Source organism: Agrobacterium sp. S7/73, assembly GCF_019355535.1.
Lineage (GTDB): Bacteria > Pseudomonadota > Alphaproteobacteria > Rhizobiales > Rhizobiaceae > Agrobacterium > Agrobacterium tumefaciens.
This window is the reverse complement of record NZ_CP072137.1, coordinates 1,605,317-1,632,239: the sequence shown is the minus strand read 5'-3', so window position 1 is coordinate 1,632,239 and position 26,923 is coordinate 1,605,317. Positions and strand designations below refer to the sequence as shown.

Genomic DNA, 26,923 nt, shown 5'->3' with positions numbered 1-26,923 from the left:
GGAACGTGGCTCGAAGGATGAGGAACACACGCGGGATAAGCTCGGGACCTCGTTGTCCGAGCCTTGCGATAGTGCCGCTTTCTCATTGAAAAAAGTTTAATCCCCCCGGCGCCGTGCGGGCAAAAGCGCACCATTTTCAGACATTTTTGAAATCCGCTAAATTGCGAATGATTTGCAATAGCGTTGACAAGTGTGTTTCCATGACAGATGGTGTTGCGAGTTGATCGCAACAAAAATCGGTGACAGACGTGAATCTCCATAAAATCCGCCATGCCCTTTTTGCTTTTTCGCTTTTCCTGCCTGCTGCGGCTGTCGCGCAGGAAAAACCGAAGGTGGTGACCACCTTCACGATCATTGCCGATATGGCGCGCAATGTGGCGGGCGATGCGGCAGAGGTGGAGAGCATCACCAAGCCAGGCGCTGAAATTCACAACTACCAGCCGACGCCTCGCGACATTCTCAAGGCCCGCAAGGCTGATCTGGTGCTGCGCAACGGCCTCAATCTGGAATTGTGGTTCGAGAAGTTTCTGGCCAATCTTTCAGGCGTGCCTGATGTGACTGTCAGCGACGGCATCGAACCGATGGCGATCAATGGCGGGGCGTATCAGGGGAAACCCAACCCGCATGCCTGGATGTCACCCGATAACGCCTTGATCTATGTGGAAAATATCCGCAAAGGACTCGCTGGAATAGATCCCGCCCACGCCGAGATTTACGCCGCCAATGCCAAGGCCTATTCCGACAAGATCCGTGCCACTGTGCAGCCCATCCGCGATGAGCTTTCCGCGCTTCCTGAGAACAAGCGGTGGTTGGTCACGAGCGAGGGGGCGTTCTCCTATCTCGCCCGGGATTTCGGGCTGAAGGAACTGTTCCTGTGGCCGGTCAATGCCGACAGCCAGGGTACGCCGCAACAGGTGCGCGGCGTGATCGACGCCATGCGCGAACATAATATTCAGGTCATCTTCAGCGAAAGCACGGTTTCCGCCGATCCCGCCCGGCAGGTGGCCAAGGAAACCGGAGCGGCCTATGGCGGCATACTCTACGTGGATTCGCTGAGCGAGGCCGACGGCCCTGTTCCGACCTATCTCGACCTGCTGCGCGTGACGAGCAGCACCATCGCCAAAGGACTGTCTTCATGAGAATGGGCAGCAAAAAAAGCGGCGGCGGCCTGACGGTTCAAAATGCGACAGTGACCTATCGCAACGGCCACACCGCATTAAGAAATGCCAGCTTTTCCATTCCACGCGGTACGATCACTGCACTTGTCGGCGTCAACGGCGCCGGCAAGTCCACGATTTTCAAGGCAATCATGGGTTTTGTGCCGTTGGCCACCGGTTCTGTCTCTATTTTCGACCTACCCGTGAAGGATGCGCTCAGAAAAAACCTCGTCGCCTATGTGCCGCAAGCTGAAGAGGTGGACTGGAGTTTTCCCGTACTGGTTGAGGATGTGGTGATGATGGGCCGTTACGGCCACATGAACTTCTTCCGTATTCCGTCGAAACACGATCACGAGATGGTCGAGAGAGCGCTGACGCGCGTCAATATGCTTGATTATCGCAAGCGGCAGATCGGCGAGCTTTCCGGCGGACAGAAGAAGCGGGTGTTTCTGGCCCGCGCGCTGGCGCAGGAAGGTCAGGTTATCCTGCTGGATGAACCCTTCACCGGCGTCGACGTGACGACGGAAGAACAGATCGTCGCGCTGTTGAAGGCACTGCGTGAGGAGGGCCGCGTCATGCTGGTTTCCACCCATAATCTCGGTAGCGTACCGGAATTCTGCGATCGCGCCGTCTTCGTCAAGGGTACCGTTCTGGCGTCGGGCAAAACAGCGGACACCTTTAACGAAGAGAACCTGCAAAAAGCCTTTGGCGGCAGCTTGCGCCACTTCGTTCTCGGCGGGGCCGAACTGCATGATGATGCCGATCCGCGCCGGGTGAAGGTGATTACCGACGATGAGCGGCCTTTCGTGATCTACGGAAAGAACGGCCAGAACGGACATGATCCGCAGGCTCCGAAGGAAAAAGCCGATGATAAACAGCCTTCTTGAGCCTTTCACCTATGGCTACATGCTGAATGCCATCTGGGTCAGCGCACTTGTGGGCGGCGTCTGCGGCTTTCTTTCCGCTTATCTTATGCTAAAGGGCTGGTCGCTGATCGGCGACGCGCTCTCGCACGCCATCGTTCCCGGCGTTGCGGGCGCTTATATGCTGGGGCTGCCCTTTTCGCTCGGCGCCTTTCTTTCCGGCGGGCTTGCGGCTGGCTCGATGCTGTTCCTCAATCAGAAAACCCGGCTCAAGGAAGACGCAATCATCGGCCTGATCTTCACCTCGTTCTTCGGGCTGGGGCTGTTCATGGTGTCGCTGTCGCCCACCTCGATCAATATCCAGACCATCGTGCTTGGCAATATTCTGGCAATTACCACCGAAGACACGATACAGCTTGCCCTGATCGGCGGCATCAGCCTCATCGTACTGGCGCTGAAATGGCGCGACTTCATGGTGGTGTTCTTCGATGAGAACCATGCGCGCACAGTGGGGCTGAAACCGGAAGTGCTGAAAGTGATCTTCTTCACCCTGCTTGCCGCCTCCACGGTTGCAGCCCTTCAAACCGTCGGCGCCTTCCTTGTCGTTGCCATGGTGGTGACACCAGGCGCGACCGCCTATCTTCTGACCGACCGTTTCGAGCGGCTGATCCTGATGAGCCTCGTGATCGGCGCGACCACCAGCTTCGTCGGCGCTTATCTCAGCTACTTCCTCGACGGCGCCACCGGCGGCGTTATCGTCGTGCTGCAAACAGCGATCTTCCTTTCCGCTTTCGTGTTTGCACCCAAACACGGGCTGCTCGCTTCGCGCGCCAAAGCGCGCAAGGCACTGGGAGAAGCGCAATGAGCGAATATCTCGAACTCGCCATCCTGCCGTTTCAGCTGCCCTTCATGCAATATGCCTTCATCATCACCCTGATGATTGCCGTGCCGATGGCCATGCTCTCGTGTTTTCTGGTGCTGAAGGGCTGGTCGCTGATGGGGGACGCAGTTTCGCACGCCGTGCTGCCCGGCGTGGTGATTGCCTACATTGCCGGAATTCCCCTTTCCATCGGCGCCTTCACCGCCGGTATGATCTGCGCTCTCGGCACCGGTTTCATCAAGGAAAATAGCCGCATCAAGGAAGACACGGTGCTCGGCATCGTCTTTTCCGGCATGTTCGGGCTGGGTCTGGTGCTTTACGTGAAGGTGCAGAGCGACATGCATCTGGATCACATCCTCTTCGGCGACATGCTGGGCATTGCGCCTTCAGACATGCTGGAGACCGGGCTGATCGCGCTTTTTGCCACCCTGTTTCTCGGGGTGCTGCGCAAAGACCTGCTGGTCAATGCCTTCGATCCGCAGCATGCCAAGGCAATCGGCCTGCCCGTTCGCATCCTGCATTACGGTCTGCTGATGGTTTTGTCGCTTGCCGTGGTCGGCGCGCTGAAGGCTGTGGGTATCATCCTCTCCGTCGCAATGCTGGTCACCCCCGGCGCCATCGCCTTCCTGCTGGCGCGGCGCTTTTCCGCCATGCTCCTGGTCGCCATCTCGGTTGCGGTTCTCTCTTCGCTTGCAGGAATATGGCTAAGCTTCCTGATCGACAGCGCGCCAGCCCCGACCATTGTACTGTTCATGAGCCTGGCATTCGTCGCGACATTCATTCGCACCAGCCTCAAGGCCCGCCGGATCGACGCCGCCAATGAAACGGTGGTGTAAAAGAACGATTTTTGCGGGCGCGTGGAACATTTTCCCCTTTTGCGCGTCATTTTCATGAGCTTGCCCTCAAGCGGCAAACTCATGAAAATTAAGCGAAAGGGGAAGCTCCATGCTGAAATGGGCTCTTATTTTCTTTGTTATTTCGTTGATCGCGGGCGTATTCGGCTTTACCGGCATTTCGGCAGCGGCGTCGGGCATTGCCCGTATCCTGTTCTTCATCGCCGTCGTGATCTTCCTGGTCTTCCTCGTGCTTGCACTGATCGCTGGAAGCGTGGTGGCGTAATAAAAAAGGCGACCGGCTTTTGGGCCGGTCGCCTTCTCCTCTCTCCCGTATGGAATTATCAGCCTGTCCAGCCACCGTCGATCACATGGATCTGGCCAGTGGTGAAACCTGCCTCGTCCGAAGCGAGATAGGTGACGAGTGCGGCGATTTCTTCCGGCGTGGCAATGCGGCCCATAGGCTGGCGGGCAATGAAGTCGGCTAGGGCCTGTTCGTAATTGCCGGTGGCGCGCAGGCGGTCGTGCAAGGACGGGCTATCCACTGTGCCTGGGCAAATGGCGTTGCAGCGAATACCCTTGGTGACGAAATCAGCAGCAATTGCCTTGGTCAAACCGACAACAGCCGCCTTGGAGGCGGTGTAGGCGAAACGGTTCGGCACGCCCTTTACGCTGGATGCGACGGAGGACATGTTGACGATTGCGCCCTTACCCTTTTCCAGCATGCCTGGCAGAAAGGCGCGGCAGGTGCGGTACATGGCCTTGGCATTGAGGTCGAAGGAGAAATCCCAGTCCTTTTCCTCGCAATCGAGAATGGTGCCGGAATGAACGAAACCGGCACAGTTGAACAGAACATCCGCATGGCCGATATCGGCAGCAAAAGCCTTCACACCATCGCCATCCAGCACGTTCAGAACCCGCGTTTCCGCACCTTTCAGGGTCGAGAGCGCCTGCTCGTTGATATCAGTGGCGATGACGCGCGCACCGAGCGATATGAATCGCTCCGCCGTCGCACGGCCGATACCCTGGCCGGCTGCGGTGATTACCACTGTCCGCCCGTTAAAATCCTGCACCATGAATAGCCTCCCGCTACGGCGCACCCGCCCGCTGGGGCCGAGCCGCTGAATTTCGCCAGTGAATTTCATTGATCTCAAATATGGATCGACAATTCATATGTAAACGCGGTATTCATGTAACGTCAAGCAGGCTTGCGCAAAAGGGCAGCGTGCGGCAACGGTATTTAAAAAGTGCATTTCCCGCCAGGCAATCCTGCAAAACGCCACCGAGGCAAGATGACCGAAGACGACAGCGAAAGATATCGCGCCCCCGCCCTCGACAAGGGTCTGGACATTCTCGAGCTTCTCGCCCGCACGGATGGCGGGCTGACGCAGATCGAGATTGCCAAGGCCATAGGCAAAACCCCGAACGAGCTTTACCGCATGCTGGACCGCCTGGTGCGCCGTGGTTACGTACAGCGGCTGGAGGGTGACCGGTTTTCGCTGACGCTGAAAATGTTCGGGCTCGCACATTTTCACGCGCCGGTGCGCCGGCTGGTCTCTTTCGCAGCCCCGGTGATGCGCGATTTTTCCGCAAGCGCCGAGCAGGCCTGTCATCTGGCAGTTTACGACCGCGGCAGTGTTGTCGTCATCGCCCAACAGGAGTCCTCCACCTATTGGGCGATGTCCATGCGGGTGGGCGCGCAGATGAGCCTCTTCCAGACCGGTTCCGGCCATGTGCTGCTGGCCTTCCAGAACGAGGTGCAGCGCAAGATCATGATCACCGAGCAGGTGCGCGGTGGCGGGGAAACCGAGCCTTCAGACCTTGAAGAGCGGCTGGCGGAAGTTCGCAGGAATGGTTTCGAATCCATGGACAGCATGCAGACCGCAGGCGTGCGCAATATTTCCGCCCCCGTGCTGACACTTGATGGTACCGCACTTGCCGTCATCACCTGCCCCTATATCACCCCGCTTGGCGGCAAGGCCCCGACGCGCGAGGCCTGCGAGGTACTGATCCGCGATGCGGCAAGGCGCATTTCCGAAGTGGCGACGGGTCAGGGAACCATCTGAGACGCACAAAAAAACGCGACCGGCAGGGACCGATCGCGTTTAAAGTGACTGAAGATTTCTGTATCTTAAACGCAAAGGGGACCGGGATGGTTCCCCTTTTTGTTATCAGGCGGCAGCCAGCGTCAGTTCCTTGCGGACCATTTCGCGCAGCGTTACCAGATCCTTGGCGAACAGGCGGATGCCTTCCGAGAGCTTCTCGGTTGCCATCGCGTCTTCGTTCATTGCCCAGCGGAACGCCTTTTCATCAAGCGACTGCAGCGGCTCGGCCTTCACATTGTCGGGCGAAAGCTTGCGCTCAAGCGTGCCGGTGTCCTTGTCCAGTTCCTCCAGCAGCGCCGGGCTGATCGTCAGGCGGTCGCAACCGGCAAGCGCTTCGATCTCGCCGACATTGCGGAACGATGCGCCCATGACGACGGTGCCGATGCCATTGGCCTTGTAATAATTGTAGATGCTGCGCACCGAAACGACGCCCGGATCGGTCTCGGCAGTGTAGGTCTCGCCGGTCGACTTCTTGTACCAGTCGAGGATACGGCCGACGAAGGGCGAGATGAGGAAAGCTTTCGCTTCCGCGCAGGCGATGGCCTGTGCCTGCGAGAACAGCAGCGTCAGGTTGCAGTCGATACCCTCGGACTGCAGGACTTCTGCAGCCTTGATGCCTTCCCATGTGGAAGCCAGCTTGATGAGGATGCGTTCACGCTCGATACCGCGCTCCTTGTAGGAGGCGATGATGTGGCGTGCCTTGGTGATGGAGGCCTGTGTGTCGAAGGACAGGTCGGCATCGACTTCCGTCGATACGCGGCCGGGAACCAGACCTGCAAGGGCTGCACCGACGGAAATGGCAAGACGGTCGGCAACGGCCGCAACGACAGCGTCAGACTGGCCGCCCTGTTTCTTGCCCCAGGCAACGGCTTCCTTCACCGCATCCGCGAACGCGGGGGTGCCGAGCGCCTTCAGAACGATGGTGGGGTTGGTGGTGCAATCCACCGGCTTCAGGCGCGCAACCGCCTCGATGTCGCCGGTATCGGCAACGACCGTGGTGATAGCGCGAAGTTGTTCGAGTTTGGACGTCATGGCGAATGATCCTTCATGATCTCTTGTAAACTTGCACAGCCGTCTTTTCGTTCCCGCACCATGGTGCGCCCAAGGCCGAAATCACGGTTTTGTCCGGCTCCGACTATCGCAAGCGGCAAGGTCGAAAGTCAAGACATTTGCGCATCGCAATTGACATAAGTTTCATGCCTGCGATACTCCGCCCCATAAAGAGAGTGACAAAAACCGTGGCGAAACTGAGAAGAGAAACCCATACGGCCTATTCGGAAGCGGCTTCGCTGAGGCTGCGTGCCGCATGGCTCTACTATAATCAGGGTTTGACGCAGAAAGATGTCGCCGAGAAGCTCGGCATCAGCCGCTCCACCGTCATACGCCTTCTGGACGAGGCGATGAAACGCTCCGAAGTACAGATCTGGATCAACGAGGGCATCGAGGATTTCGTCGAACTGGCCGGCAGGCTGGAGGCAGCTTATGGGCTGGATGAGGCGGTGATCATTCCCTCCCCCGGCCCATCCCCCGGCAAAGCGAATGCCGAAGGCACGGCCAAGGCCGTTGGCCTGGCGCTCGGGCAATTCCTTTCCGAAGCGGTGCCGAACGACGCCACCATCGGCGTCGGCTGGGGGCGCACCATGACCGCCTCGCTATCCAGCTTTCGCCCGCCGCGCCGGGAAAACTGCAAGGTCGTCTCGCTGCTCGGCGGTATCGTCGCCGTGCACCAGACAAACCCGCTTGATTACACCTGGCGGCTGGCAAGCGCGCTTGGGGCGGAATGTTACATGTTCCTTGCACCGCTGCTGGTAGACTCCGTCGAGACCAAACGGGCGCTGATTGAGAAATGCGGACTTGCCACGCTTTATGATCTGGCCGAAACGCTCGACCTCGCCATCGTATCCTGCGGCGATATCGGCCCGCATTCCACTTCGCTGTCGGAAGGTTTCATTTCGAAGGAAACGCTTCAGGAACTCATCGATGCCGGCTGCGTCTGCGACACCATGTTCAACTTCATCGACGCGGAAGGCCGCTCCGTCGATCACCCGATCAACGAGCGCGCCATGGCGATCGATCTAGACACGCTGCGCAAGGCCAAACACATCGTGCTCGCCTCCGGCGGCGCCCACCGAGCCATCGCCATCCGCGCCACCATCAAGCGCATCGGATGCAATACGCTGATTACAGACGAGGCGGCGGCAAGAGCGTTGATAGAACTGGTTTAGGCCTCGACATGCGACCCGGGCTGTTCCTCATTTCTGCGCTTGTCACAGGGATGAGGGAGAGCTGCCTCACACCTTCCCCGTTTCCCATCCCAACATCGCCCGTTTGCGGGTAAGGCCCCAGTGATAACCCGTGAGCGCCCCGCTTTTTCCCACAGCGCGATGGCAAGGAACGACGAAGGAGACCGGGTTCGCGCCAACAGCTGCACCGACCGCACGGGAGGCAGTTGGCTGGCCAATATCGCAGGCGATGTGCGAATAGGTAACGGCGCGGCCCATGGGAATTTTCAGAAGGCTTTCCCATACCCGCACCTGAAAATCCGTGCCGAGCAGCACGACCCGCAGTGGCCGGTCCGCCGACCACAGCGTCGGTTCGAAAATACGTGCGGCATAGGGCGCGGTGGCTTCACGATCCTCGACATAATCCGCATTCGGCCAGCGACCTGCCATGTCCTCGAAACAGGCTCTTTCCTCGCCGGGATCGGCGAAAGCGCAGCCGGCAAGACCGCGATCGGTCACCATGACCAATGCAAGACCGAAGGGTGAAACATGGAAACCGTACCGGATCGTCAATCCACCGCCCTTGGCCTTCCATTCGCCCGGAGACATGGCCTCGTGGGTGACGAACAGATCGTGCAGGCGGCCGGGCCCAGACATGCCGACCTCGATCGAGGTTTCCAGCAGCGGCAGATCCTCTTCGCGCAACAACCTTTTGGCATGATCGAGCGTTACGGCCTGCAAAAACGCCTTGGGGGAAAGACCGGCCCAGCGGGTGAAGGTCTTCTGCAATTGCGTCGGCGACTGGCCGAGCCTTGCGGCAATGGCTTCAAGGGAGGGCTGGTCGCGATAATCCAGCGTCAAAAGCTCGATAACCCCGCGCACCGTATCGTAATCCGAACCGATGGGGGTGATGTCTTCATTCAGCATGATATTGGCGTTCATCGCATGTCTCCTAACGCCTCACAGAAAACCATCAAAGCGCGTCGGTCTCCACCCGTTTCTTGCGCCGTACTCAGTTTCTGCCGAGATACCGGCCTCGAGCCGATTGACGGGTTTTAAGCGGAATTATCCGCTCACATCCGCCGCACCGTCGCCAACGCACCGCCGAAAGCCTTGGCGAAGCTTTCCCGGTCATCCGGATTGAGAAACGAGCCGATATCCGTTGCCTTGCCTTCACCCGTTACATGCATGGAGACGATGCCGATTTCCTCGTGCCGCTGAACCCTGAAGCGGGCCCAGAATGGGTTGAAACGATGCTCGACGACGCGGCCAGTCGGGGAGAATTTGCGGATAGACAGGCTGGTGCGCGAGACGCTCACCTCTTCCCGCGCCTTCGCTGCCCGGTAATTGGCGCGAAAGGCGACATAAAGCAGCAGAAAATCCAGCCCGAGGAACAGGCCGACGGGCCATGCGCCAGTGGTGAGGAAAAAGCCGCCATGGAGGAGGCATGCAAGCCCGGACAAGGCGAGAAGGAGCCGGAAACCTCTTCTTCCGAGCGAACGATGCGGAACGAGTTCCGCCGCAAAAATCGGCTGATCGTTGAGCGTATCCACGTTGATTTCCTCAGGGCGGGCTGGCTATAGATAGGTCATGACAGTCGCCAAAAAACGATCCAGCACCCAAACATTGAAAAAGTCAAATGCGACATCCGCCCGCAGACCGGCGCGTGTGAAGACGATCTATTCGAAGGACGAGTTGAACGAGATCTTCCGCCGTTTCTCCATTCAGCGGCCGGAGCCGAAAGGCGAGCTGGAACATACCAACCCCTTTACCCTGCTGGTGGCCGTGGCGCTTTCGGCGCAGGCGACCGATGTGGGCGTAAACCGGGCGACGCGGGCGCTGTTCAAGGTGGCCGATACGCCGGAAAAAATGCTGGCACTTGGCGAGGAGGAGCTGATCGGCCATATCAAGACCATCGGGCTTTACCGCAACAAGGCCAAGAACGTTATCGCTTTGTCACAGATGCTGATCGACAATTTCGGCGGCGAGGTGCCGAGGACGCGCGAGGAGCTGGTGACCCTGCCCGGCGTGGGCCGCAAGACGGCCAATGTGGTGATGTCGATGGCCTTCGGTGTGCCCACACTCGCCGTGGACACCCATGTTTTTCGTATTGCCAACCGGCTCTGTCTTGCGCCGGGGAAAACCCCGGATGAAGTGGAAGACCGGCTCGTCCGCATCATTCCCGAAGAATATCTGTTCCATGCCCATCACTGGCTGATCCTGCACGGGCGTTATTGCTGCAAGGCGCGCAAACCGGAATGCGAGCGCTGCGTGATTGCCGATATCTGCAAGTCACCGGAAAAGACCTTCGATATTCCAGCTCCGCTCGTGGAACTACCCGCGCAATTGTTCGGTGCGGCCAGCGGCGAATGACGGATCGCGCCGGCTGACGGCCTTGTGCAGATGCACCATCATCGAAGCCGCAAAAAGCGGCGTCAGAAGGTTGAGGAAGGGGATTGCAAGGAACGCTGCAATCACCAGCCCGGCCATGAACACGGTTGTGCGGTGTTTCAGCCGGAAAAGCCGCGCGTCAGCGGGCGAGCGGAAACGCATGGCTGCAAATTCGAAGAACTCCCGGCCCAGCAGATAACCGTTCACCAGAAAAAAGGCGATGAGGTTGACGCCCGGCACCAGCAGCAACAAAAGCGCAATCAGGTTGCCGGCAATGACGACGCCAAAGAACTTGATCGATGACACCACGGCCTCACCGATGGGCATCGCCTTGCCCGGCGGATCATCGGGATAGGTCTTTTTCTCCACGACTTCGGCGACATCGTCGAGAAACAATCCGGCAATAACGGCAGTGACGGGCGAGATCAGCAAGGCCAACGCCAAAGCCAGCCCGATTCCGGCGAAAATGGCGAAAACGAAAGTCAGCCATCCCGCCCAGTCAGGCACGCTGGGGATCAGCGTATCCACCCACGGCAAGGCGAAATAGATGAAGACAGAGCGGATGGCGAACCACAGCGCTGCCAGCACCAGAAGCGTCAGCCCTAGAACCTTCCAGAACACCGACCGGGTCTCGGTGGCAAAAAGATTGCTGAAGGCAAGCCTCGCCGCATTAAAAATCATTCGGAACTCCTGTGACGCCTCTCGCGTTTTAAACTGGCGTTCAGGAGAGATAGGCGCCGCCCATCCGCTCCGCAAGACAGGAATGAAGACGTCGCTGTTGGGAATTAAACCGCTGATGGAATTTCCCTTGAATAAAAGACGTCTCTAAAATATAATAATCTATCTATTAGAATTCGCATTCCGGTCCGGTGGAGGACAAGGCCGGAAAAGCTCGCCCCCACCGACAAGTCGCGGTTCGCACGCTCGCCCGGGCGCGCGGATGCATCATCGTTCATAAATATAAAAGAATGAGGCGTTGGTGGAACAGCTACTGTTGAATCTGACCCGTGCCATGAAGGCCGGTACGCCTTCAGAGCGCAAGATCGCCAAATATCTGATCGAGCATCTGGACGAATTGCCGTTTGAGACGGCGCAGACGCTGGCTGCCAAGCTCAGTCTCAGTCCGATGACGGTTGGACGTTTTCTGCGCTCGCTCGGATACCGGCAATTCAGCGATATTCGCATCGATCTGCGCCACGCCGAAGAGACCGCGGGCGTGGACCAGCCCGCTATTGTTGAAAGCGGCGATCAGAAGTCCAATCCGTTTTCGCAACTCCTTTCCCAACAGATCCAGGCCATTCAGGCTGCTTTCGAAATGACGGACCAGCCGATATGGCGCGTCGCCATGAGCGAGATCGCTTCGGCGGCAGATGTTTTTCTGGCAACGTCACCGGAAGGCCTTGGCACTGGAAGGCACTTTCACGGGCGGTTGCTGGAGTATCGCAGACGCGTGCACTTCCTCGGCAGCGACAGCGCCGCCTATATCGCCCTTTGGGACTTCGATCCCGCAGAAGCGCTTCTCATCCTCATGGATTGCGGCGGCAGCATCACGCCCTTGCAGAGCCTTTCTGCGACAGCGCGAAAGAGCGGCTACAGAACCCTGTTGATCACCACCCGGTTTTATGAATGGGGACCGGAAAGCGCCGATATCTGTCTTGCCATGCCGCACACCCAGACCGGCGGACAAGGCCTGCTGCAGCTCGTTGCGCTGATGGAATTCACCCTCTGCAGCCTGATTGCCGGAGCCGACGAGCAGCGCACGGCACGCATGAAAAACCTAACCGGCCTGAAACGCTCGCTTGGCATCTGACCCTCGGCGGGAGGAAACGGATCGCGCCCGTCCGCCACGACCTTACCTGCCGTTGTCGGCAAAGATCAGAGGCTTTCCAGCTCCTGGCGATGGCGGTGCATGGCGAGAAAACGGCGATAATCCCGCTCGTAAAGCGGTGTGAGCGCCGGATTGCCTGGGATTTCCGTATTGCCCGGATACATGGCGGCACCCGCCGCTGCAAGGCCCGCATGCACACCGCCGGCGGCTGCCGCCGTCATTGCAGTGCCGAGAAGAACGGCGTCGGCTGTGGCAGGCACGACGATGCGCTTGCCGGTCACATCAGCGTAAAGCTCCATCAACAGCGGGTTCTTCACATGGCCGCCGGTAACGTGCAGGCTTTCGACGGCATAACCGAAACGCTCCATCGCATCGAGCACATGGCGCGCGCCAAGCGCAATCGCCACGGCAGTGCGCCAGTAGAGCCGGCAGAGACTGTCGAAGGATGTATCGAGCGTCAGCCCGCTGATGACGCCCACCGCATGCGGATCGGCGAGCGGTGAGCGGTTGCCGTGGAAATCCGGCAGTACATGTAGCCGTTCGGCAAAGGCCGCGCCCTCGAGCGCGCGCAATTCGGTAACCCGCGCAACGATGCGGGCGTGCAGCGCCGTATCCGGCTCTCCGCCCGCCGCGTGCATGCGCACGATATGATCGAGCAGCGCGCCGGTGGCAGATTGCCCGCCCTCCACCAGCCAGTGGCCGGGCAGCACCGCCTGCCAATAGGGACCCCACAGGCTGTGGCCTGGCATCTGCCGCTCGGACATGGCGACAAGGCAGCTAGAGGTGCCGGCGATCAGCGCCACATGTTTACCCACATCATCAGAAAGGCATCCGCCAAGCGCACCCAGCGTGCCGGCGTAAGCATCGATCATGCCCGCCGCCACCTGACAGCCGGTGTCAAGGCCGAGTTCGGCGGCAGCCTCGGGCGAAAGCGGGCCGATGGCTGTGCCCGGCATCACGGTCGTTTCGGGCAGGCCTGCCCGCTGTTTCAGATCGCCAAGCCCGGCAAGATTGAGATAATCCGCCTGCCAGCCGGGATTTTCCTGCGCCAGAAAATTCCACTTCGCCGTCTGCGTGCAATTTGAACGCTTAGTGGAACCGGTTGCCTTCCATGTCAGGAAATCCGCCAGATCGAAGGCGAAAGACATGCGCGCCCAGCTTGCCGGCAAATTCGCCTTCAGCCACATCAGCTTCGGCATCTGCATTTCCGGTGACACGCTTTTGCCGGCGAAATCCAGCACGCGGTGGCCGGATGCCGTCAGCCGGTCGGCCTCGCCGATTGCCCGATGGTCCAGCCAGACGATGGTGTCGAACCGGTCTTTGCCCGTGACGGAGACAGAAACCGGTTCCCCACGCTCATCACGGATAACGAGCGAGCAGGTAGCATCAAAACCAATGGCCGCTATGCTGTCCGCTAACACACCCGCGTCGGCAAGCGCTGCTCTCACCGCAAGGCAGACGGCGTTCCATATATCGGTGGAATCGTGTTCGGCGTGGTTTTCCTGCGGCCTTTGCATCAGGATGGGATGGGTTGAGCGGGCGAGAAGCCTGCCGGTCGGGTCGAAAATCCCGGCGCGGGCGCTCGCCGTTCCGACATCGACAGCGACGAGATTTTGACGCATCAAGACTTCAGTTCCATCCCTTGCGTAACGACCTCCGGGCGGTGGCAGGCATGGTTTCCTTCAGCCTGCGTCACGTTCCACCTGGCTGTCAAAACCGCCCTTCCCCATATAATCGCCGACAAGTTGAACCAAATCTTCCATGGCGTCAAACGTGGCATTGGCCCCGAGCTCCGCGATCTTTTCGCGAAATGCCGGAAACCGCGCATGCGAGCCGCCGGTGAAGGCAAAAACCGCCATGCCGGCTGCCTTCGCCGCCGCAATGCCCGCCGGGCTGTCCTCGATCACGATGCACTGACGCGGATCAGTGCCCATCTGCCTCGCCGCATGCAGGAAAAGGTCGGGTGCCGGCTTGCCGTTCTTCACCATGGTGGCGCTGAAAACATGCGGCTCAAATTTATCGATGAGGCCGGTCAGCCCCAGCGAGTAACGGATGCGTTCCGGTTGACTTGAGGAGGCAACGCAGCGTTTGAAGGCCACCAGCCTGTCCAGCGTTTCGGCAATGCCGTCGATGGGGCGCAACTCGGTGCGGAAACGCTCAAACAGCGTCGCGCGCATATGCTCGAGAAAATCGATGTCGGTCTCGATACCGTATTCCTCAAACAAAGTCGTCGTCATGCTGGCAACGCTGCGACCGAGAAAGCGGTTGTAGGCCTCTTCCTCCCCCATCTCCACGCCAAGATGGGAGAGCATGTCGAGAAGAACCGAGATGGAGACCGGCTCGCTGTCGACCAGAACGCCGTCGCAGTCGAAAATCAGAAGAGGTCCGGTTCCGTCTCGCATCTCACGTCACTTTTCAGCCAGCTTGTCATCCAGATAAAGCTGCAAGGTCTTCGCCGTGCCTTCGTGCCACAGTGTCGTCAATGCATGAGAGAAGCGTTTACGGAAAAGCTCCGATTCGGCAACCTCCCCGAAGATATCGTCAAGTGAAAGGAAGGCCATCGGGTCGTCCTTGGCCTTTGTGGCTGCCGCCTGTAGCCTCTCGGCGCTGGCGTCGTTGAAGGTGATTTGCCTGCCGCTGTCGGAGGTGCCGTAGAAATAACGGCACCACAGTGCTGAAACCAGCGACAGACCGACAATATCTTCACCGCGCGCCAGACGGTCGGCGGTGGAGGGCAGGATGAATTTCGGCTGGCGGTTGGAGCCATCCTGCGCGAGGCGCGGAATGGTATCGCCGATTTTCGGGTTGAGGAAACGCCGTTCGATCAGGCCGAAATATTCGCCAAGATCGGTATCGGGCACGGGCGGAATGACCGGGATGATCTCTTCCTTTTCGAGCTTTGCCAGAAACGCCCGGATCAGCGGATGCTCCATCGCCTCATGCACGAAATGGATGTCGAGCAGCGCTGCCGGATAGGCGATCGCCGCATGGCCGCCATTGAGGATGCGGATCTTCATGTGCTCGTAAGGCGCAACATCCTTGACGAACTGAACGCCCGCCTTTTCGAGCGCCGGTCGGCCCGCCGGGAAATTATCCTCCATCACCCATTGCTTGAACTCTTCGCAGAAGACCGGCCAATTGTCCTCGATGCCGAAATCGTCACGGGCGATATTGCGTTCGCGCTCTCCCGTGGCGGGGGTGATGCGGTCGACCATCGAATTGGGGAAAGCGACGTTATCGCCGATCCAGTTGGCGAAGGCCGGATCGGACAAGGCGGCGAGACCGACCACCGCGTTTTTAGTGACCTTGCCATTATGGGGAATGTTGTCGCAGGACATGACGGTGAAGGGTGAAAGCCCCTTGTCGCGCCGCGCCTTCAGCCCGGCAACGATAAGGCCGAACACGGTTTTCGGGGAAGACGGGTTCCTGCCATCCTCGGCAATCGCGGGATGCTGCGGATTGAAGGAGCCGGAAGCATCGATGAAATAACCGCCTTCGGTAATCGTCATCGAAACAATTCGGATTTTCGGATCTGCGAGCGTGTCGATAATGCCTTGGGTATCGCCAACCTTCAGAATGTCGATCATTGGCCCGGTGACGCGCGCACCGGTGCGATTATTGTCCTGCTCCACCACCGTGGTCAGGAAATCCTGCGCGGCAAGTTTTTCGCGCATTACTGCGTCCGATGGCAGTACACCCGCACCAATGATGGCGAAGTCGTGGTCCGCGCCGGTGTTGAACAGGTCGTCCAGGTAGACCGCCTGATGGGCGCGATGGAAATTGCCGACGCCGAAATGCAAGATTCCGGCGGAAAGATCGGCCCGGGAATAGGCCGGAATCGCCGCGGTTTTTTTGGCTTCATCAAGCGTGGCGAGGGAGAGTTTGCATGTCATGTCACGATCCTCGAAGGGGAAACGTTGTTTGTGCCAGGACCGGATGACAGATACCCGGCACGCAGCGCGGATTTGCCTTCCGGTCTTCGCGTCATATCGCGATGCCCTTGTCATCGAACCTGTGGATTTTGGCATCATCTGGTGTGATGAAGACGGTATCGCCGTGTTTGCATTCGAATTCACCGTCGGTTCTGGCGGTGATGGGGCCGATGCCGGGGACGTCGAGGTGGAGGAAGGTGTCGGAGCCGAGATGCTCGGCGACCGTGACCTTGCCCTGCCACAGGCCGGTTTCTTTCGACAGCGTCAGGTGCTCGGGCCGCACGCCGGCGGTGGTCGCACCCTTTTGCCGGGCGTAATCGCCGGTCACCAGGTTCATGCTCGGCGAGCCGATGAAGCCGGCGACGAAGAGGTTGGCGGGCGAGCGGTACAGCTCCATTGGTGAGCCGACCTGCTCGATATTGCCGCGGTTGAGGACCACGATCTTGTCGGCCATGGTCATGGCTTCCACCTGGTCGTGGGTGACGTAGATCATCGTCGTCTTCAGCGTGTTGTGCAGCTCGGAGATTTCCAGCCGCATGGTGCCGCGCAGCGCCGCATCGAGGTTGGAGAGCGGCTCGTCAAACAGGAACGCCTTCGGTTCGCGCACGATGGCGCGGCCGATGGCCACGCGCTGGCGCTGGCCGCCGGACAGTTGCGAGGGCCGGCGTTCGAGATAATCGGTGAGGTTGAGGATACGGGCGGCATCGTCGACCTTCTTGTCGATGACGGCCTTGTCGAGCTTGGCCATCTTCAGCGGGAAGGCGATGTTGTTCCTGACGCTCATATGCGGATAAAGCGCATAGGACTGGAACACCATGGCAAGGCCGCGCTCGGCCGGGGCCTTTTCGGTGGCATCGTTGCCGTCGATGACTATTCTGCCGCCGGAGACGTCTTCCAGCCCGGCAATCAGGCGCAGCAGCGTTGACTTGCCGCAGCCGGAGGGGCCGACGAAGACGACGAACTCGCCGTCATGGATGTCGAGATCGATCGACGGGATGACTTTTGCCTCGCCGAAGAGCTTGGACACGTTCTGAAGGGAAATGCTGCCCATTATTGTCGTTCCTTATTTCACGGCGCCAAAGGTGAGGCCACGCACGAGTTGTTTCTGCGAGAACCAGCCGATGACGAGAATGGGGGCGATCGCCATCATCGAGGCGGCCGAGAGCTTGGCCCAGAACAGCCCCTGCGGTGAGGAGAAGGAGGCGATGAAGGCCGTCAGCGGTGCCGCATTGGTGGTCGTCAGCCGGATGGTCCAGAAGGATTCGTTCCAGGCAAGAATGACGTTCAGGAGCAGCGTCGAGGCAATGCCCGGAACCGCCATTGGGGTCAGTACATGTACGATCTCGTTCCAGAGCGAGGCACCATCCATGCGGGCTGCTTCAAGGATCTCGCCGGGGATTTCGCGGAAGTAGGTATAAAGCATCCACACCACGATCGGCAGGTTGATGAAGGTGAGCATGACGGTCAGCCCAATGCGGGTATCGAGCAGGCCGGCATTGCGGAAGATCAGGTAGATCGGCACCAGCACCGCCACCCCCGGCATCATCTTGGTGGAGAGCATCCACATCAAAATGTCCTTGGTGCGTTTGGTCGGCGAGAATGCCATGGCCCAGGCGGCGGGAATGGCGATCATGAGCGCGATGATCGTCGAGCCGAGCGACAGCACGACCGAGTTCATGAACGGCTTGAAGTAATCGCGCTGGGTCTGCACGGTGATGTAGTTTTCGAGCGTGCCCGAGGGAATGAGGCTGAAGCCTGCGATCGCCTCCGGCTCGGTCTTGATCGAGGTGAGGAAGGCGTAAAGGATCGGGAAGAACAGCAGCAACGCCACGGCCCATGCCGCGATGGTGAAGCCGATCTTTGCGCGTGTCGTTGTCTTGCGGGCCATGATCGCTTCTCCTTAACGGTCGAGGTTCTTGCCGACGGCGCGCATCAGGAAGATGGCGACGATATTGGCGAGCACGACGGCGATGATGCCACCGGCCGATGCGCCGCCGACGTCGTAGCCCAGAAGCGCCGTGCGATAGATGAGGAAGGCAAGGTTGGTCGAGGCATAGCCGGGGCCGCCATTGGTGGTAACGAGGATTTCCGCGTAAACGCCGAGCAGGAAGATCGTCTGGATGAGGATGACGACGGTGATGGCGCGGGCAAGATGCGGCAGCGTCAGGTAGATGAAGCGGTTGATGAAGTTGGCGCCATCCATCTCGGCCGCTTCCTTCTGCTCGCCATCGAGCGACTGCAGGGCGGTGAGCAGGATCAGCGTGGCAAAGGGCAGCCATTGCCAGGCGACGATGATGATGATGGAGAGCAGCGGAAACTGCGCGAACCAGTCGACCGGCTGCAGGCCGAAGAAGCGCGACAGATCGGCAAGCACGCCGTAACCGGGATGCATGATCATGTTCTTCCACACCAGCGCCGCGACAGGCGGCATGACGAAGAAGGGTGAGATGATCATGATGCGCACGATGCCCTGACCGAAGATGTCCTGGTCAAGCAGAAGCGCAATCGCAATACCGCCGATGACGGTGATCAGAAGCACGCCGCCGACGATGGCAAGCGTGTTGAAGATCGACTGGAAGAAGGCCGGATCGGTATAGAAATACTGGTAATTGAACAGGCCCGCAAAGCTGACATTGGCAGGGTTGAGGAGATTGTAGTTCTGGAACGAAAACCACAGCGTCATCGCCAGGGGCACGATCATCCACACCAGCAAAAGCAGCACCGAAGGCGCAAGCATAACCCGCGCCAGACCGCTCGTGTTTCGTGTTGCCATTGCACTAACCTCCCCATGGGCTCGGGCATCACGAAATGCCCCCGGCATATCCGGAAGAACCGGCTCATTCCAGTTTTGATTTGAAAGGCTTAAAGGCCGCCGCGCAGCTCGCGGCTTGCGCCCCCAAGGTTCGCTGCCCGGCATTGGCGCCGGACAGCGATCTTCAGGAGGATTACTTGATGTAACCGGCGCGGGTCATTTCACGCGTCGCTGTCGACTGGGCGCTGGCAAGCGCATCGTCGACACTGGACTGGCCGGCAACGACCGCCGAGAACAGCTGACCGACCGTGGTGCCGAGCGCCTGGAATTCAGGGATCGCCACGAACTGACCGCCGGTGTAAGGCACGGGCTTTACGGTCGGCTTGGTGATGTCGGCGGCATCCATCGCAGCAAGCGTCGGCTTGGCGAAGGCGGCTGCTTTTTCATAGTCAGCATTCTTGTAAAGCGAGGTGCGGGTACCCGGAGGCACGTTTGCCCAGCCTTCCTTGGCAGCGACGAGTTGGGTATATTCCTTGCTGGTTGCCCAGGAGATGAACTTCTCGGCGGCATCCGCCTTCTGCGAGCTCTTCGGGATAGCAAGGTTCCAGGACCACAACCAGTTGCCATGGTTCTTCAGCTCGCCATGCGTCGGGAAGAGCGCATAACCGACCTTGTCGGCAACGGTCGAATCCTTCGGGTTTGAAACGAAGGAAGCAGCCACCGTGGCATCGATCCACATGCCGCATTTGCCCTGCTGGAACAGCGTCAGGTTTTCGTTGAAGCCGTTGGAGGAAGCACCCGACGGACCGGCATCCTTCATCAGATCGACGTAGAACTGAAGAGCACTCTTCCATTCCGGCTGATCGAACTGCGGCTTCCAGTTCTCATCGAACCAGCGGCCGCCAAAGGAGTTGGTGAGCGCGCTGATGAAGGCCATGTTCTCGCCCCAGCCAGCCTTGCCGCGCAGGCACATGCCGTTGATATCCGCCTTGCGATCGGTAATCTTGCGGGCAGCGTCACCGATGAATTCCCAGGTCGGGTTTTCAGGCATCTTCAGGCCGGCTTTTTCAAACAGGTCCTTGCGATACATGATCATGGCGGATTCGCCGTAGAACGGCGCCGCATAAAGCTTGCCTTCGCTGGAAAGACCACCACGGATCGCCGGCAGAATATCATCCACGTCGTATTTGTCGCCAAGCTTTTCGAGCGGCAGCAGCCAGCCCTGCTTGGCCCAGATCGGCACTTCATAGTTGCCGATGGTCATGATGTCGTACTGACCGCCATTGGTGGCGATATCGGTCGTCACGCGCTCGCGCAGGACGTTTTCTTCAAGCGTGACCCATTCCACCTTGATGTCGGGGTTCTTGGTGGTGAAGTCGGAGGTCAGACCCTGCATGCGGATCATGTCGCCGTTGTTGACGGTGGCGATGGTCAGCGTTTCGGCGGAAGCAAGGGTCGAAAAGGCGAGTGCCGAGCATGCGCCCAGCAAAATGGTCTTCAATGTCATATCTTCCTCCCAGAAGAAATTTATGAGCATTCGCTTTGCTCTGGGGCATTTACTCACCCGCAGCCGAAAAAAGTCAAGCAACATCCTGTGCTGCGGCGCACATGGAAAAATCAAACTATTGATTTTAATGGATTAATTTTTGCTCAGTGTGTGAGCAAATATTCACTTGTCGCTTCGTCGGTGATGAGGCCGTTCAAAAGACCACCCCTCAGTGCCGCGAGAATCGAGGCATTCTTGCGCGCGCCCTGCGCCATGCCGATGACCGTGCAGGTCTCTCTGGACGGAATGGGAACGGAGGCGACGCGCTCGTTGACGGAATGGTCGAGAATGCGGCCGTTGGCATCATACATCCAGCCGCAGATTTCGCCGATCGCACCGCTTGCCATCAGGGCCTTCATCTCGTCGACACCGAGAAAACCATCAACGCAGAGCGGTGCATTTTCTCCCAGTTCGCCGACGCCGACGAAGGTGACATTGGCGGCTGCACCCAGCGCCAGCGTGGAGCGCACCATGGACTGGTCGTGCAGCAGTTCCCGCTCTTCCGCAGACGAGCAGAGAACCGGCAGCGGCATCGGGAAATGCCGCGCCTTGATGGCATCGGCCATACTGAAGATGACGTTGTAATAGGCGGCCGATCCATCCGGCCCGATATTGCCTGTCAGTGACACGATGCGGTGCTGCGGACATTCCATCGGCGGCAGTTGGTCCACAGCCGCCTTCAGCGTACGGCCGGTGCCGATGGCAAGCACGATGGGATCGGCATTTTTCAGCCAGCGCTCGATTTCCGCCGCGCCGGCCTCGGCAATGCCGACCGTGGAGGAAACGCCAGCGGGATCGCTCGGCACCACCTCGATATATCTAAGGTCGAATTTCTGCTTCAGCCGCTCCGCCTTTTCGAGACAGGCGGCGATAGGATGATCGAGCCGGACCTTGATCAACCGCTCGGCGACGGCCAGCGATACCAGCCGCTGCGCCGATTGCCGGGATATGCCCATGGCAGCGGCGATCTCGTCCTGCGTGCGGCCCGCGACATAATAAAGCCAGCCAGCACGCGCCGCATCATCCAGCCGTCCATGTGCGTCGTTCCGTCTGGCCATGCCGCCGCCCTCTAAGAATTATGCTCGAGCATTTGCTGGCATTTTTTCAGGCCGCCTGTCAAACGGCACAGCGACTGAGCGAAGCGTTTGGCGGGACCGGGCACCTCTAAAGAAGATGCAAAACATTTCCTCCGTCATGCTCGGGCCTGTCCCGAGCATCTGCAATGCACCGATTTACGAGACATTGGCAGATCCTCGGCACAAGACCCAGGATGACGTTGTGAACACAGAGGCACCTATCCCTGCGCAGTTTCCTCTATATCAAGCCGCTTCCTGCACCAGATGCCCTTCCGAAACCTCGCGGTAATGGCGTTGCGGCGGAACATAGTTCACAGGACGGATCGGGCTTTTGATCTCGTCCGTTGCCATGTTGCGCCTGATCTGGCGCCGGGCCGGATCCGGCACCGGAACGGCGGACATCAGCTTTTTCGTATAGGGGTGCTGCGGATTATCGAAGACGGCGGCGCGTGGGCCGATTTCGACGATCTCGCCGAGATACATCACCGCGACACGATGGCTGACACGCTCCACCACAGCCATATCGTGAGAAATGAACAGGAAGGCGAGGTTGAGGCTCTGTTGCAGATCGAGCAGCAGGTTACAGACCTGCGCCTTGATGGAGACATCAAGCGCCGACACCGCTTCATCGGCAACGATGACCTTGGGGTCAAGCATCAGCGAACGGGCAATGGCGATGCGCTGGCGCTGGCCGCCGGAAAACTCATGCGGGAAGCGCCGCATCATATCCGGGCTGAGGCCAACCTTCTCCATCAGGTCCGCCGCCTTTTCACGCGCCTGCGCCTTCGGTCCAAGCCGGTGTTCGATGAAGGGCTCCATGATCGCCGTCCCGATGCTCATGCGCGGATCGAGACTGGCGAAGGGGTCCTGAAAGATCATCTGCACGCTGCGGCGCATGGTGCGCAACGTCGTCTTGTCGAGTTTCATCACCTCGTAACCGTCGAGCGTCACGTTACCGGAGGTCGGTTCGATCAGCCGGGTGATCGACCGCCCCGTGGTGGACTTGCCGCAGCCGGATTCACCGACCAGCGATAGTGTCTCGCCCTCAGCCAGATCGAAGGAGACCTTCTCCACCGCATGCACGGCACCGGACTTGCGACCGAGAAGACCGGAGCGGATATCGAAGCGGGTCGTCAGGTCCCGGACCGAAAGAATGGGCGTGCGACCACCGGAAACCGTGTTCCTGACCTCTTCGACCGGTTGGCTTTCGCCGGTCTTGATATCGATGATCGGAAAACGGGCGGGCAGTACCCGCTCTTTCATCGAACCGAGCTTCGGCACCGCCGAAAGCAGGGCGCGCGTATAGGGATGGTTCCCGCGATGGAAGATATCGTCCGTTGTGCCGGTTTCCACCACGTCGCCGCGGAACATGACGATGGTGCGGTCAGCCACTTCCGCCACCACGCCCATATCATGGGTGATGAACAGGACCGACATGCCCTCCTCTTCCTGCAATTGCTTGATAAGGTCGAGAATCTGGCCCTGAATGGTCACGTCGAGCGCCGTCGTCGGCTCGTCTGCAATCAGGAGCTTCGGCTTGGAGGCAAGCGCCATGGCAATCATCACGCGCTGGCGCATGCCGCCGGAAAACTGGTGCGGATAGTCGTCGAAACGGTTCTTCGCATTGGGAATGCGGACTTTTTCCAGAAGCCTGACAACCTCGGCCTTGGCAGCAGATGAGGAAATATCCTGGTGCACGGTCAGCGCTTCGGCGATCTGCTTGCCGATCGGGAAGATCGGATTGAGGCTGGTCATCGGCTCCTGGAAGATCATCGAAATGTCCTTGCCGCGAACCTTGCGCATCTCCTCTTCCGGAAGTGCCAGCAAATCGCGCCCGCCGAGCATGACCTTACCCTCGATGCGGCTCGTTTTCTTATCGAGAAGCCGCATGATCGACAGCGACGTCACGCTTTTGCCCGAGCCGCTTTCGCCAACGATCGCCACCGTCTCGCGGGGCGCAATGTCGAAACTCATATTGCGGACCACCGATTTCCAGCCGCCATCAACGCGGAAGGACGTGGTCAGATTTTGAACCGAAAGAACCGGACTTACCGAACCGCCGGTCTGTTCCATGGATGTTGCCGCCAAAAGCATGCCGATCTCCTGAAAAGCGAAAGGCGGCCATGAAGGCCGCCGGATGTCTTACGCAGCAAGCGCGGTTTCGGCCATCGAGACCCAGTAGCTGATGCCGTAAGGCAGGGCCTCGTCGTTGAAGTCATAGGCGGCATTGTGCAGCCCGGCCGTGTCGCCGTTACCGATGAAGATGAAGGCGCCGGGGCGTGCTTCCAGCATGTAGGAAAAATCTTCCGCGCCCATATGCGGGTTGGGATTGGTGTTGACGGCGTTTGCGCCCGCCACGCCTGCCGCCACGCTGGTTGCGAATTCGGTTTCGTCATTGTGGTTAAAAGTAACGGGATAACCGCGATCGTATCTCACCTCCGCCGTCGCGCCATGCGCCATGGCGGTGGCTGTCGCCACTTCCTTCAGCCGTTTTTCGGCGAAATCGCGGGTTTCCGGCAGCAGGGTGCGCACCGTGCCGGTCAGCGTCACCGAACCGGGAATGACATTGCCCGCTGTGCCGCCGTGGGTAGTGGCGACGGTGACGACCAGCGATTTCAACGGGTCCGTTTCCCGCGAGACGATGGATTGCAGGGCGATGATGATATAGGCCGAGGTCAGCACCGGATCGACGGAAAGATGGGGGGCCGCCGCATGGCTGCCCTTGCCGGTAATGACGATCTCGAAACTATCCGCCGCCGCCATCGTCGAACCCTTGCGGATGGCGAAATTGCCGACCGGAATGCCCGGCTCGTTATGCATGCCATAGACCTGAGAAATGCCGAATTTCTCCATCATGCCGTCGTTCAGCATGGCAAGTGCCCCTGCGCCACCCTCTTCAGCCGGCTGGAAGATGACGGCCACGGACCCTTTGAAATTACGGGTCTCGGCCAGATATTGCGCCGCGCCCAAAAGCATGGCTGTGTGCCCGTCATGGCCGCAGGAATGGGCCTTGCCCGGAACCTTGGAAGCCCAGGGCTTGCCGCTGGTTTCGAGGATCGGCAGCGCATCCATGTCGGAGCGGAAACCGATGGTCGGGCCGTCCCCGTGCCGCCCCTTGATGATGCCCACCACGCCGGTCTTGCCAATGCCGGTTTCGACGATATCGCATCCGAAGGATTTGAGTTTCTCCGCCACGAATTTCGAGGTTTCGAAGACGTCGTAGAGCAGCTCCGGCGTCTCGTGCAGGTGGCGCCTCCAACCGGCTACTTCTTCCTGCATCTCGGCCACACGGTTCAATATCGGCATTCCCATTTTTCCTTTTTTTGTTCCCCGCCGGGTTGTCGGGAACCATATTGCGTTTGGAATTTCTGCTTTTGCAAGTATGAATTTCGCTAGATGAGTGAAAAATAGGCCCGAAGCCAATCGGCTCAAATTTTGTTCATCAATCAGAGTTTGGGGCTTGCATTTCAAAAAAACTGACAATAGCATCATTAGGAACGGAAGAATATTCGTTAGCAAAGTCAAACACTTAAAACAAAAGACTTGCAAATGACGTTGAGGAAAAGCGTCAAACATTCAAACAGATAAAATCTTCAAAGGGGAAAATCACAATGAAGAAGCGCAGCGTTCTCTTTGCCAGCACGGTGGCGGCCTTGGCCATGGCAGGCTCTGCCGCCCATGCCGAGCGTGGCAGTGACGGCGAACTGAAAATCCTTTTCTGGCAGGCTGTATCGACACTCAACCCATATCTTTCCGCTGGCACGAAGGAAGTCTACAGCTCGTCCATGGTGATCGAGCCGCTGGCGCGCTACGACGAAAAAGGCGAGCTGGTGCCGATGCTGGTGAGCGAAATTCCGACGGTCGACAATGGCGGCATCGCGAAAGATCTGCTCAGCATGACGTGGAAACTGAAGAGCGACGTCAAATGGTCTGATGGCACGCCCTTTACCGCTGACGACGTCATCTTCACCTGGAAATATTGCATCGCACCGGACGGCGGCTGCGCGCAGGCGGCACAATATGAAGGCGTGAAGAACGTCGAGGCGATCGACGCCCACACCATCAAGATCAGCTTCAACGAACCGAAGCCCTACCCCTACTCCGCATTTGTTGGCGCACAATCGCCTGTCATCCAGAAGAAACAGTTTGAAAAATGCGTCGGCGCTGCGGCTCCCGGCTGCACATCCGCCAATTTCGGCCCCATCGGCACCGGCCCCTTCGTGGTCAAGGATTTCAAGCCGAACGACGTCATCAGCTTCGTGGCCAACCCCAATTATCGCGATCCGGCCAAGCCCGCCTTCGCCACGGCTACCCTGAAGGGCGGCGGCGATGCAGCTTCCGCTGCACGCGCCGTTCTTGAAACCGGCGAATTCGACTACGCCTGGAACATGCAGGTGGAGCCGGAAATTCTGGCCACCATGGTAGCTGCCGGCAAGGGCAAGCTGGAAACTGCCTTCGGCACGCAGGTCGAGCGTATCAATCTCAACTGGTACAACGCCGATCCTGCGCTGGGTGACAAGCGCTCCACCAAGGAAGGCGGCCCGCATCCGGCCCTTTCCGACCCGGCCGTGCGCCGCGCGCTCTCGCTTGCAATCGACCGCGATATTATCGATGAGGCAGGTTATGGCGAGGCAGGCAAGCCGACCTGCAATATCGTGCCGGCCCCGGAAGCCGTCGCTTCGACCAAGAATGACAGCTGGTGCCTGAAACAGGATCTGGAAGGCGCAAACAAGCTGCTGGACGATGCGGGCTGGGTAAAGGGCGCCGATGGCATCCGCGCCAAGAACGGTGTGAAACTGTCCTTCCTCTACCAGACCTCCACAAACTCCGTTCGCCAGGCCACGCAGGAACTGGTGAAGGACATGTGGTCGCAGATTGGCGTTGCTTCCGAACTGCGCAATGTCAGCGCCTCCGTCTTCTTCGGCGGCGATCCGGCAAGCCCCGACACCTTCCAGAAATTTTTCGCCGATGTTGAAATGTACACCAACAATTTCGACGGTACAGACCCGGAAAAATATCTGGCGGAATGGCTATGCGACAAGATCCCGGCTCCGGCTAACGGCTGGCAGGGCCAGAACATTCCGCGTTATTGCAACCCGGAATTCGACAAGCTGGTGGGCGAACTCTCCAAGACCGCAGACCCTGCCAAGCGCGGTGAGATTTCCAAGCAGCTGAACGATATGCTGACCGAAGAAGGCGCGCATATTCCGCTCATCCATCGCGGCAGCGTCTCCTCGCATTCGCTGACACTCGAAGGCGTTCGCATGAACGCCTGGGATTCGGAACTCTGGAACGTCGCGGATTGGTCCCGCAAAAAGTAACCCGCAAATGCGCGGTC

The 26,923-nt window shown here is 59.1% G+C and carries 25 protein-coding genes; 10 read left to right on the top strand and 15 right to left on the bottom strand.

What is annotated here, in order from left to right; genetic code table 11:
- Positions 1–248 precede the first annotated feature (248 nt).
- From J5276_RS22435 to J5276_RS22415, 5 genes are all read left to right on the top strand, one after another.
- Entirely contained in the window at positions 249–1,139 is an 891-nt protein-coding gene (locus tag J5276_RS22435; RefSeq protein ID WP_013762318.1) for a metal ABC transporter substrate-binding protein, read from the top strand.
- On the top strand, positions 1,136–2,044 hold the full coding sequence (locus tag J5276_RS22430) for a manganese/iron ABC transporter ATP-binding protein (RefSeq protein WP_162729747.1): 909 nt from the start codon (positions 1,136–1,138) through the stop codon (positions 2,042–2,044). The genes J5276_RS22435 and J5276_RS22430 overlap by 4 nt, the downstream gene beginning before the upstream one ends.
- Positions 2,025–2,885, top strand: coding sequence for a metal ABC transporter permease (locus J5276_RS22425; protein ID WP_003516197.1), 861 nt, complete (start codon positions 2,025–2,027; stop codon positions 2,883–2,885). The genes J5276_RS22430 and J5276_RS22425 overlap by 20 nt, the downstream gene beginning before the upstream one ends.
- A complete protein-coding gene (locus J5276_RS22420; protein WP_019566953.1) occupies positions 2,882–3,736 on the top strand; it encodes a metal ABC transporter permease in 855 nt (284 codons plus the stop codon). The genes J5276_RS22425 and J5276_RS22420 overlap by 4 nt, the downstream gene beginning before the upstream one ends.
- A 109-nt stretch (positions 3,737–3,845) precedes the next feature.
- On the top strand, positions 3,846–4,019 hold the full coding sequence (locus tag J5276_RS22415) for a DUF1328 domain-containing protein (protein ID WP_003516193.1): 174 nt from the start codon (positions 3,846–3,848) through the stop codon (positions 4,017–4,019).
- 58 nt (positions 4,020–4,077) lie between these two features.
- Here the strand turns inward: J5276_RS22415 and J5276_RS22410 are convergent, their stop codons facing one another.
- The gene (locus tag J5276_RS22410) at positions 4,078–4,809 is read right to left on the bottom strand and encodes an SDR family oxidoreductase (RefSeq protein WP_013762314.1); all 732 of its coding nucleotides are present in this window, start codon (positions 4,807–4,809) and stop codon (positions 4,078–4,080) included.
- 216 nt (positions 4,810–5,025) lie between these two features.
- Here J5276_RS22410 and J5276_RS22405 point away from each other — a divergent pair, with 216 nt between their 5' ends.
- Entirely contained in the window at positions 5,026–5,799 is a 774-nt protein-coding gene (locus tag J5276_RS22405; RefSeq protein WP_003516189.1) for an IclR family transcriptional regulator, read from the top strand.
- A gap of 105 nt (positions 5,800–5,904) precedes the next feature.
- On the opposite strand, the gene tal is transcribed toward J5276_RS22405, so the two are convergent.
- Complete coding sequence (tal, locus tag J5276_RS22400; protein ID WP_013762313.1) at positions 5,905–6,870, bottom strand: transaldolase; 966 nt, start codon at positions 6,868–6,870, stop codon at positions 5,905–5,907.
- Positions 6,871–7,076: 206 nt separating this feature from the next.
- On the opposite strand from tal, the gene J5276_RS22395 reads away from it, so the two are divergent.
- Positions 7,077–8,063 carry a sugar-binding transcriptional regulator gene (locus J5276_RS22395; protein ID WP_065660367.1) on the top strand — a complete coding sequence of 329 codons (987 nt, stop codon included), beginning with the start codon at positions 7,077–7,079 and terminating at the stop codon, positions 8,061–8,063.
- 66 nt (positions 8,064–8,129) lie between these two features.
- On the opposite strand, the gene J5276_RS22390 is transcribed toward J5276_RS22395, so the two are convergent.
- Both J5276_RS22390 and J5276_RS22385 read right to left on the bottom strand, forming a co-directional pair.
- On the bottom strand, positions 8,130–9,002 hold the full coding sequence (locus J5276_RS22390; RefSeq protein WP_003516183.1) for a bifunctional helix-turn-helix domain-containing protein/methylated-DNA--[protein]-cysteine S-methyltransferase: 873 nt from the start codon (positions 9,000–9,002) through the stop codon (positions 8,130–8,132).
- Positions 9,003–9,133: 131 nt separating this feature from the next.
- Entirely contained in the window at positions 9,134–9,613 is a 480-nt protein-coding gene (locus J5276_RS22385) for a DUF2244 domain-containing protein (RefSeq protein ID WP_003516181.1), read from the bottom strand.
- 37 nt (positions 9,614–9,650) lie between these two features.
- On the opposite strand from J5276_RS22385, the gene nth reads away from it, so the two are divergent.
- Positions 9,651–10,433 (top strand): endonuclease III, encoded by a 783-nt coding sequence (gene nth, locus J5276_RS22380; protein WP_003516179.1) that lies wholly within the window; start codon positions 9,651–9,653, stop codon positions 10,431–10,433.
- Here nth and J5276_RS22375 read toward each other — a convergent pair.
- A complete protein-coding gene (locus J5276_RS22375) occupies positions 10,395–11,132 on the bottom strand; it encodes a sulfate transporter family protein (RefSeq protein WP_003516176.1) in 738 nt (245 codons plus the stop codon). The two genes, nth and J5276_RS22375, sit on opposite strands and share 39 nt — an antisense overlap.
- A 295-nt stretch (positions 11,133–11,427) precedes the next feature.
- Here J5276_RS22375 and J5276_RS22370 point away from each other — a divergent pair, with 295 nt between their 5' ends.
- Positions 11,428–12,261: a MurR/RpiR family transcriptional regulator gene (locus J5276_RS22370; RefSeq protein ID WP_025595058.1), complete on the top strand. Its 834-nt coding sequence runs from the start codon at positions 11,428–11,430 to the stop codon at positions 12,259–12,261.
- A 65-nt stretch (positions 12,262–12,326) separates the two neighbouring features.
- Here the strand turns inward: J5276_RS22370 and J5276_RS22365 are convergent, their stop codons facing one another.
- From J5276_RS22365 to J5276_RS22320, 10 genes are all read right to left on the bottom strand, one after another.
- Entirely contained in the window at positions 12,327–13,901 is a 1,575-nt protein-coding gene (locus tag J5276_RS22365) for an FGGY-family carbohydrate kinase (protein ID WP_003516172.1), read from the bottom strand.
- Between the two features lie 60 nt (positions 13,902–13,961).
- Positions 13,962–14,681 (bottom strand): HAD family hydrolase, encoded by a 720-nt coding sequence (locus J5276_RS22360; protein ID WP_003516170.1) that lies wholly within the window; start codon positions 14,679–14,681, stop codon positions 13,962–13,964.
- A gap of 6 nt (positions 14,682–14,687) precedes the next feature.
- The gene (locus tag J5276_RS22355) at positions 14,688–16,172 is read right to left on the bottom strand and encodes a mannitol dehydrogenase family protein (RefSeq protein ID WP_174012322.1); all 1,485 of its coding nucleotides are present in this window, start codon (positions 16,170–16,172) and stop codon (positions 14,688–14,690) included.
- Positions 16,173–16,263: 91 nt separating this feature from the next.
- Positions 16,264–17,262: an ABC transporter ATP-binding protein gene (locus tag J5276_RS22350; RefSeq protein ID WP_219256721.1), complete on the bottom strand. Its 999-nt coding sequence runs from the start codon at positions 17,260–17,262 to the stop codon at positions 16,264–16,266.
- A 12-nt stretch (positions 17,263–17,274) separates the two neighbouring features.
- The gene (locus J5276_RS22345; RefSeq protein WP_003510506.1) at positions 17,275–18,099 is read right to left on the bottom strand and encodes a carbohydrate ABC transporter permease; all 825 of its coding nucleotides are present in this window, start codon (positions 18,097–18,099) and stop codon (positions 17,275–17,277) included.
- Between the two features lie 12 nt (positions 18,100–18,111).
- Positions 18,112–18,984, bottom strand: coding sequence for a carbohydrate ABC transporter permease (locus J5276_RS22340; protein WP_013761441.1), 873 nt, complete (start codon positions 18,982–18,984; stop codon positions 18,112–18,114).
- Between the two features lie 172 nt (positions 18,985–19,156).
- Positions 19,157–20,470 carry a sugar ABC transporter substrate-binding protein gene (locus J5276_RS22335; RefSeq protein ID WP_003518078.1) on the bottom strand — a complete coding sequence of 438 codons (1,314 nt, stop codon included), beginning with the start codon at positions 20,468–20,470 and terminating at the stop codon, positions 19,157–19,159.
- A gap of 143 nt (positions 20,471–20,613) precedes the next feature.
- A complete protein-coding gene (locus J5276_RS22330; RefSeq protein WP_003518080.1) occupies positions 20,614–21,567 on the bottom strand; it encodes a sugar-binding transcriptional regulator in 954 nt (317 codons plus the stop codon).
- A gap of 261 nt (positions 21,568–21,828) precedes the next feature.
- Positions 21,829–23,679 carry an ABC transporter ATP-binding protein gene (locus tag J5276_RS22325; RefSeq protein WP_003518082.1) on the bottom strand — a complete coding sequence of 617 codons (1,851 nt, stop codon included), beginning with the start codon at positions 23,677–23,679 and terminating at the stop codon, positions 21,829–21,831.
- Positions 23,680–23,727: 48 nt separating this feature from the next.
- On the bottom strand, positions 23,728–24,891 hold the full coding sequence (locus tag J5276_RS22320; RefSeq protein WP_003518084.1) for a M20 aminoacylase family protein: 1,164 nt from the start codon (positions 24,889–24,891) through the stop codon (positions 23,728–23,730).
- A 305-nt stretch (positions 24,892–25,196) separates the two neighbouring features.
- On the opposite strand from J5276_RS22320, the gene J5276_RS22315 reads away from it, so the two are divergent.
- Entirely contained in the window at positions 25,197–26,906 is a 1,710-nt protein-coding gene (locus J5276_RS22315; RefSeq protein ID WP_003518085.1) for a peptide ABC transporter substrate-binding protein, read from the top strand.
- Positions 26,907–26,923: the final 17 nt, after the last annotated feature.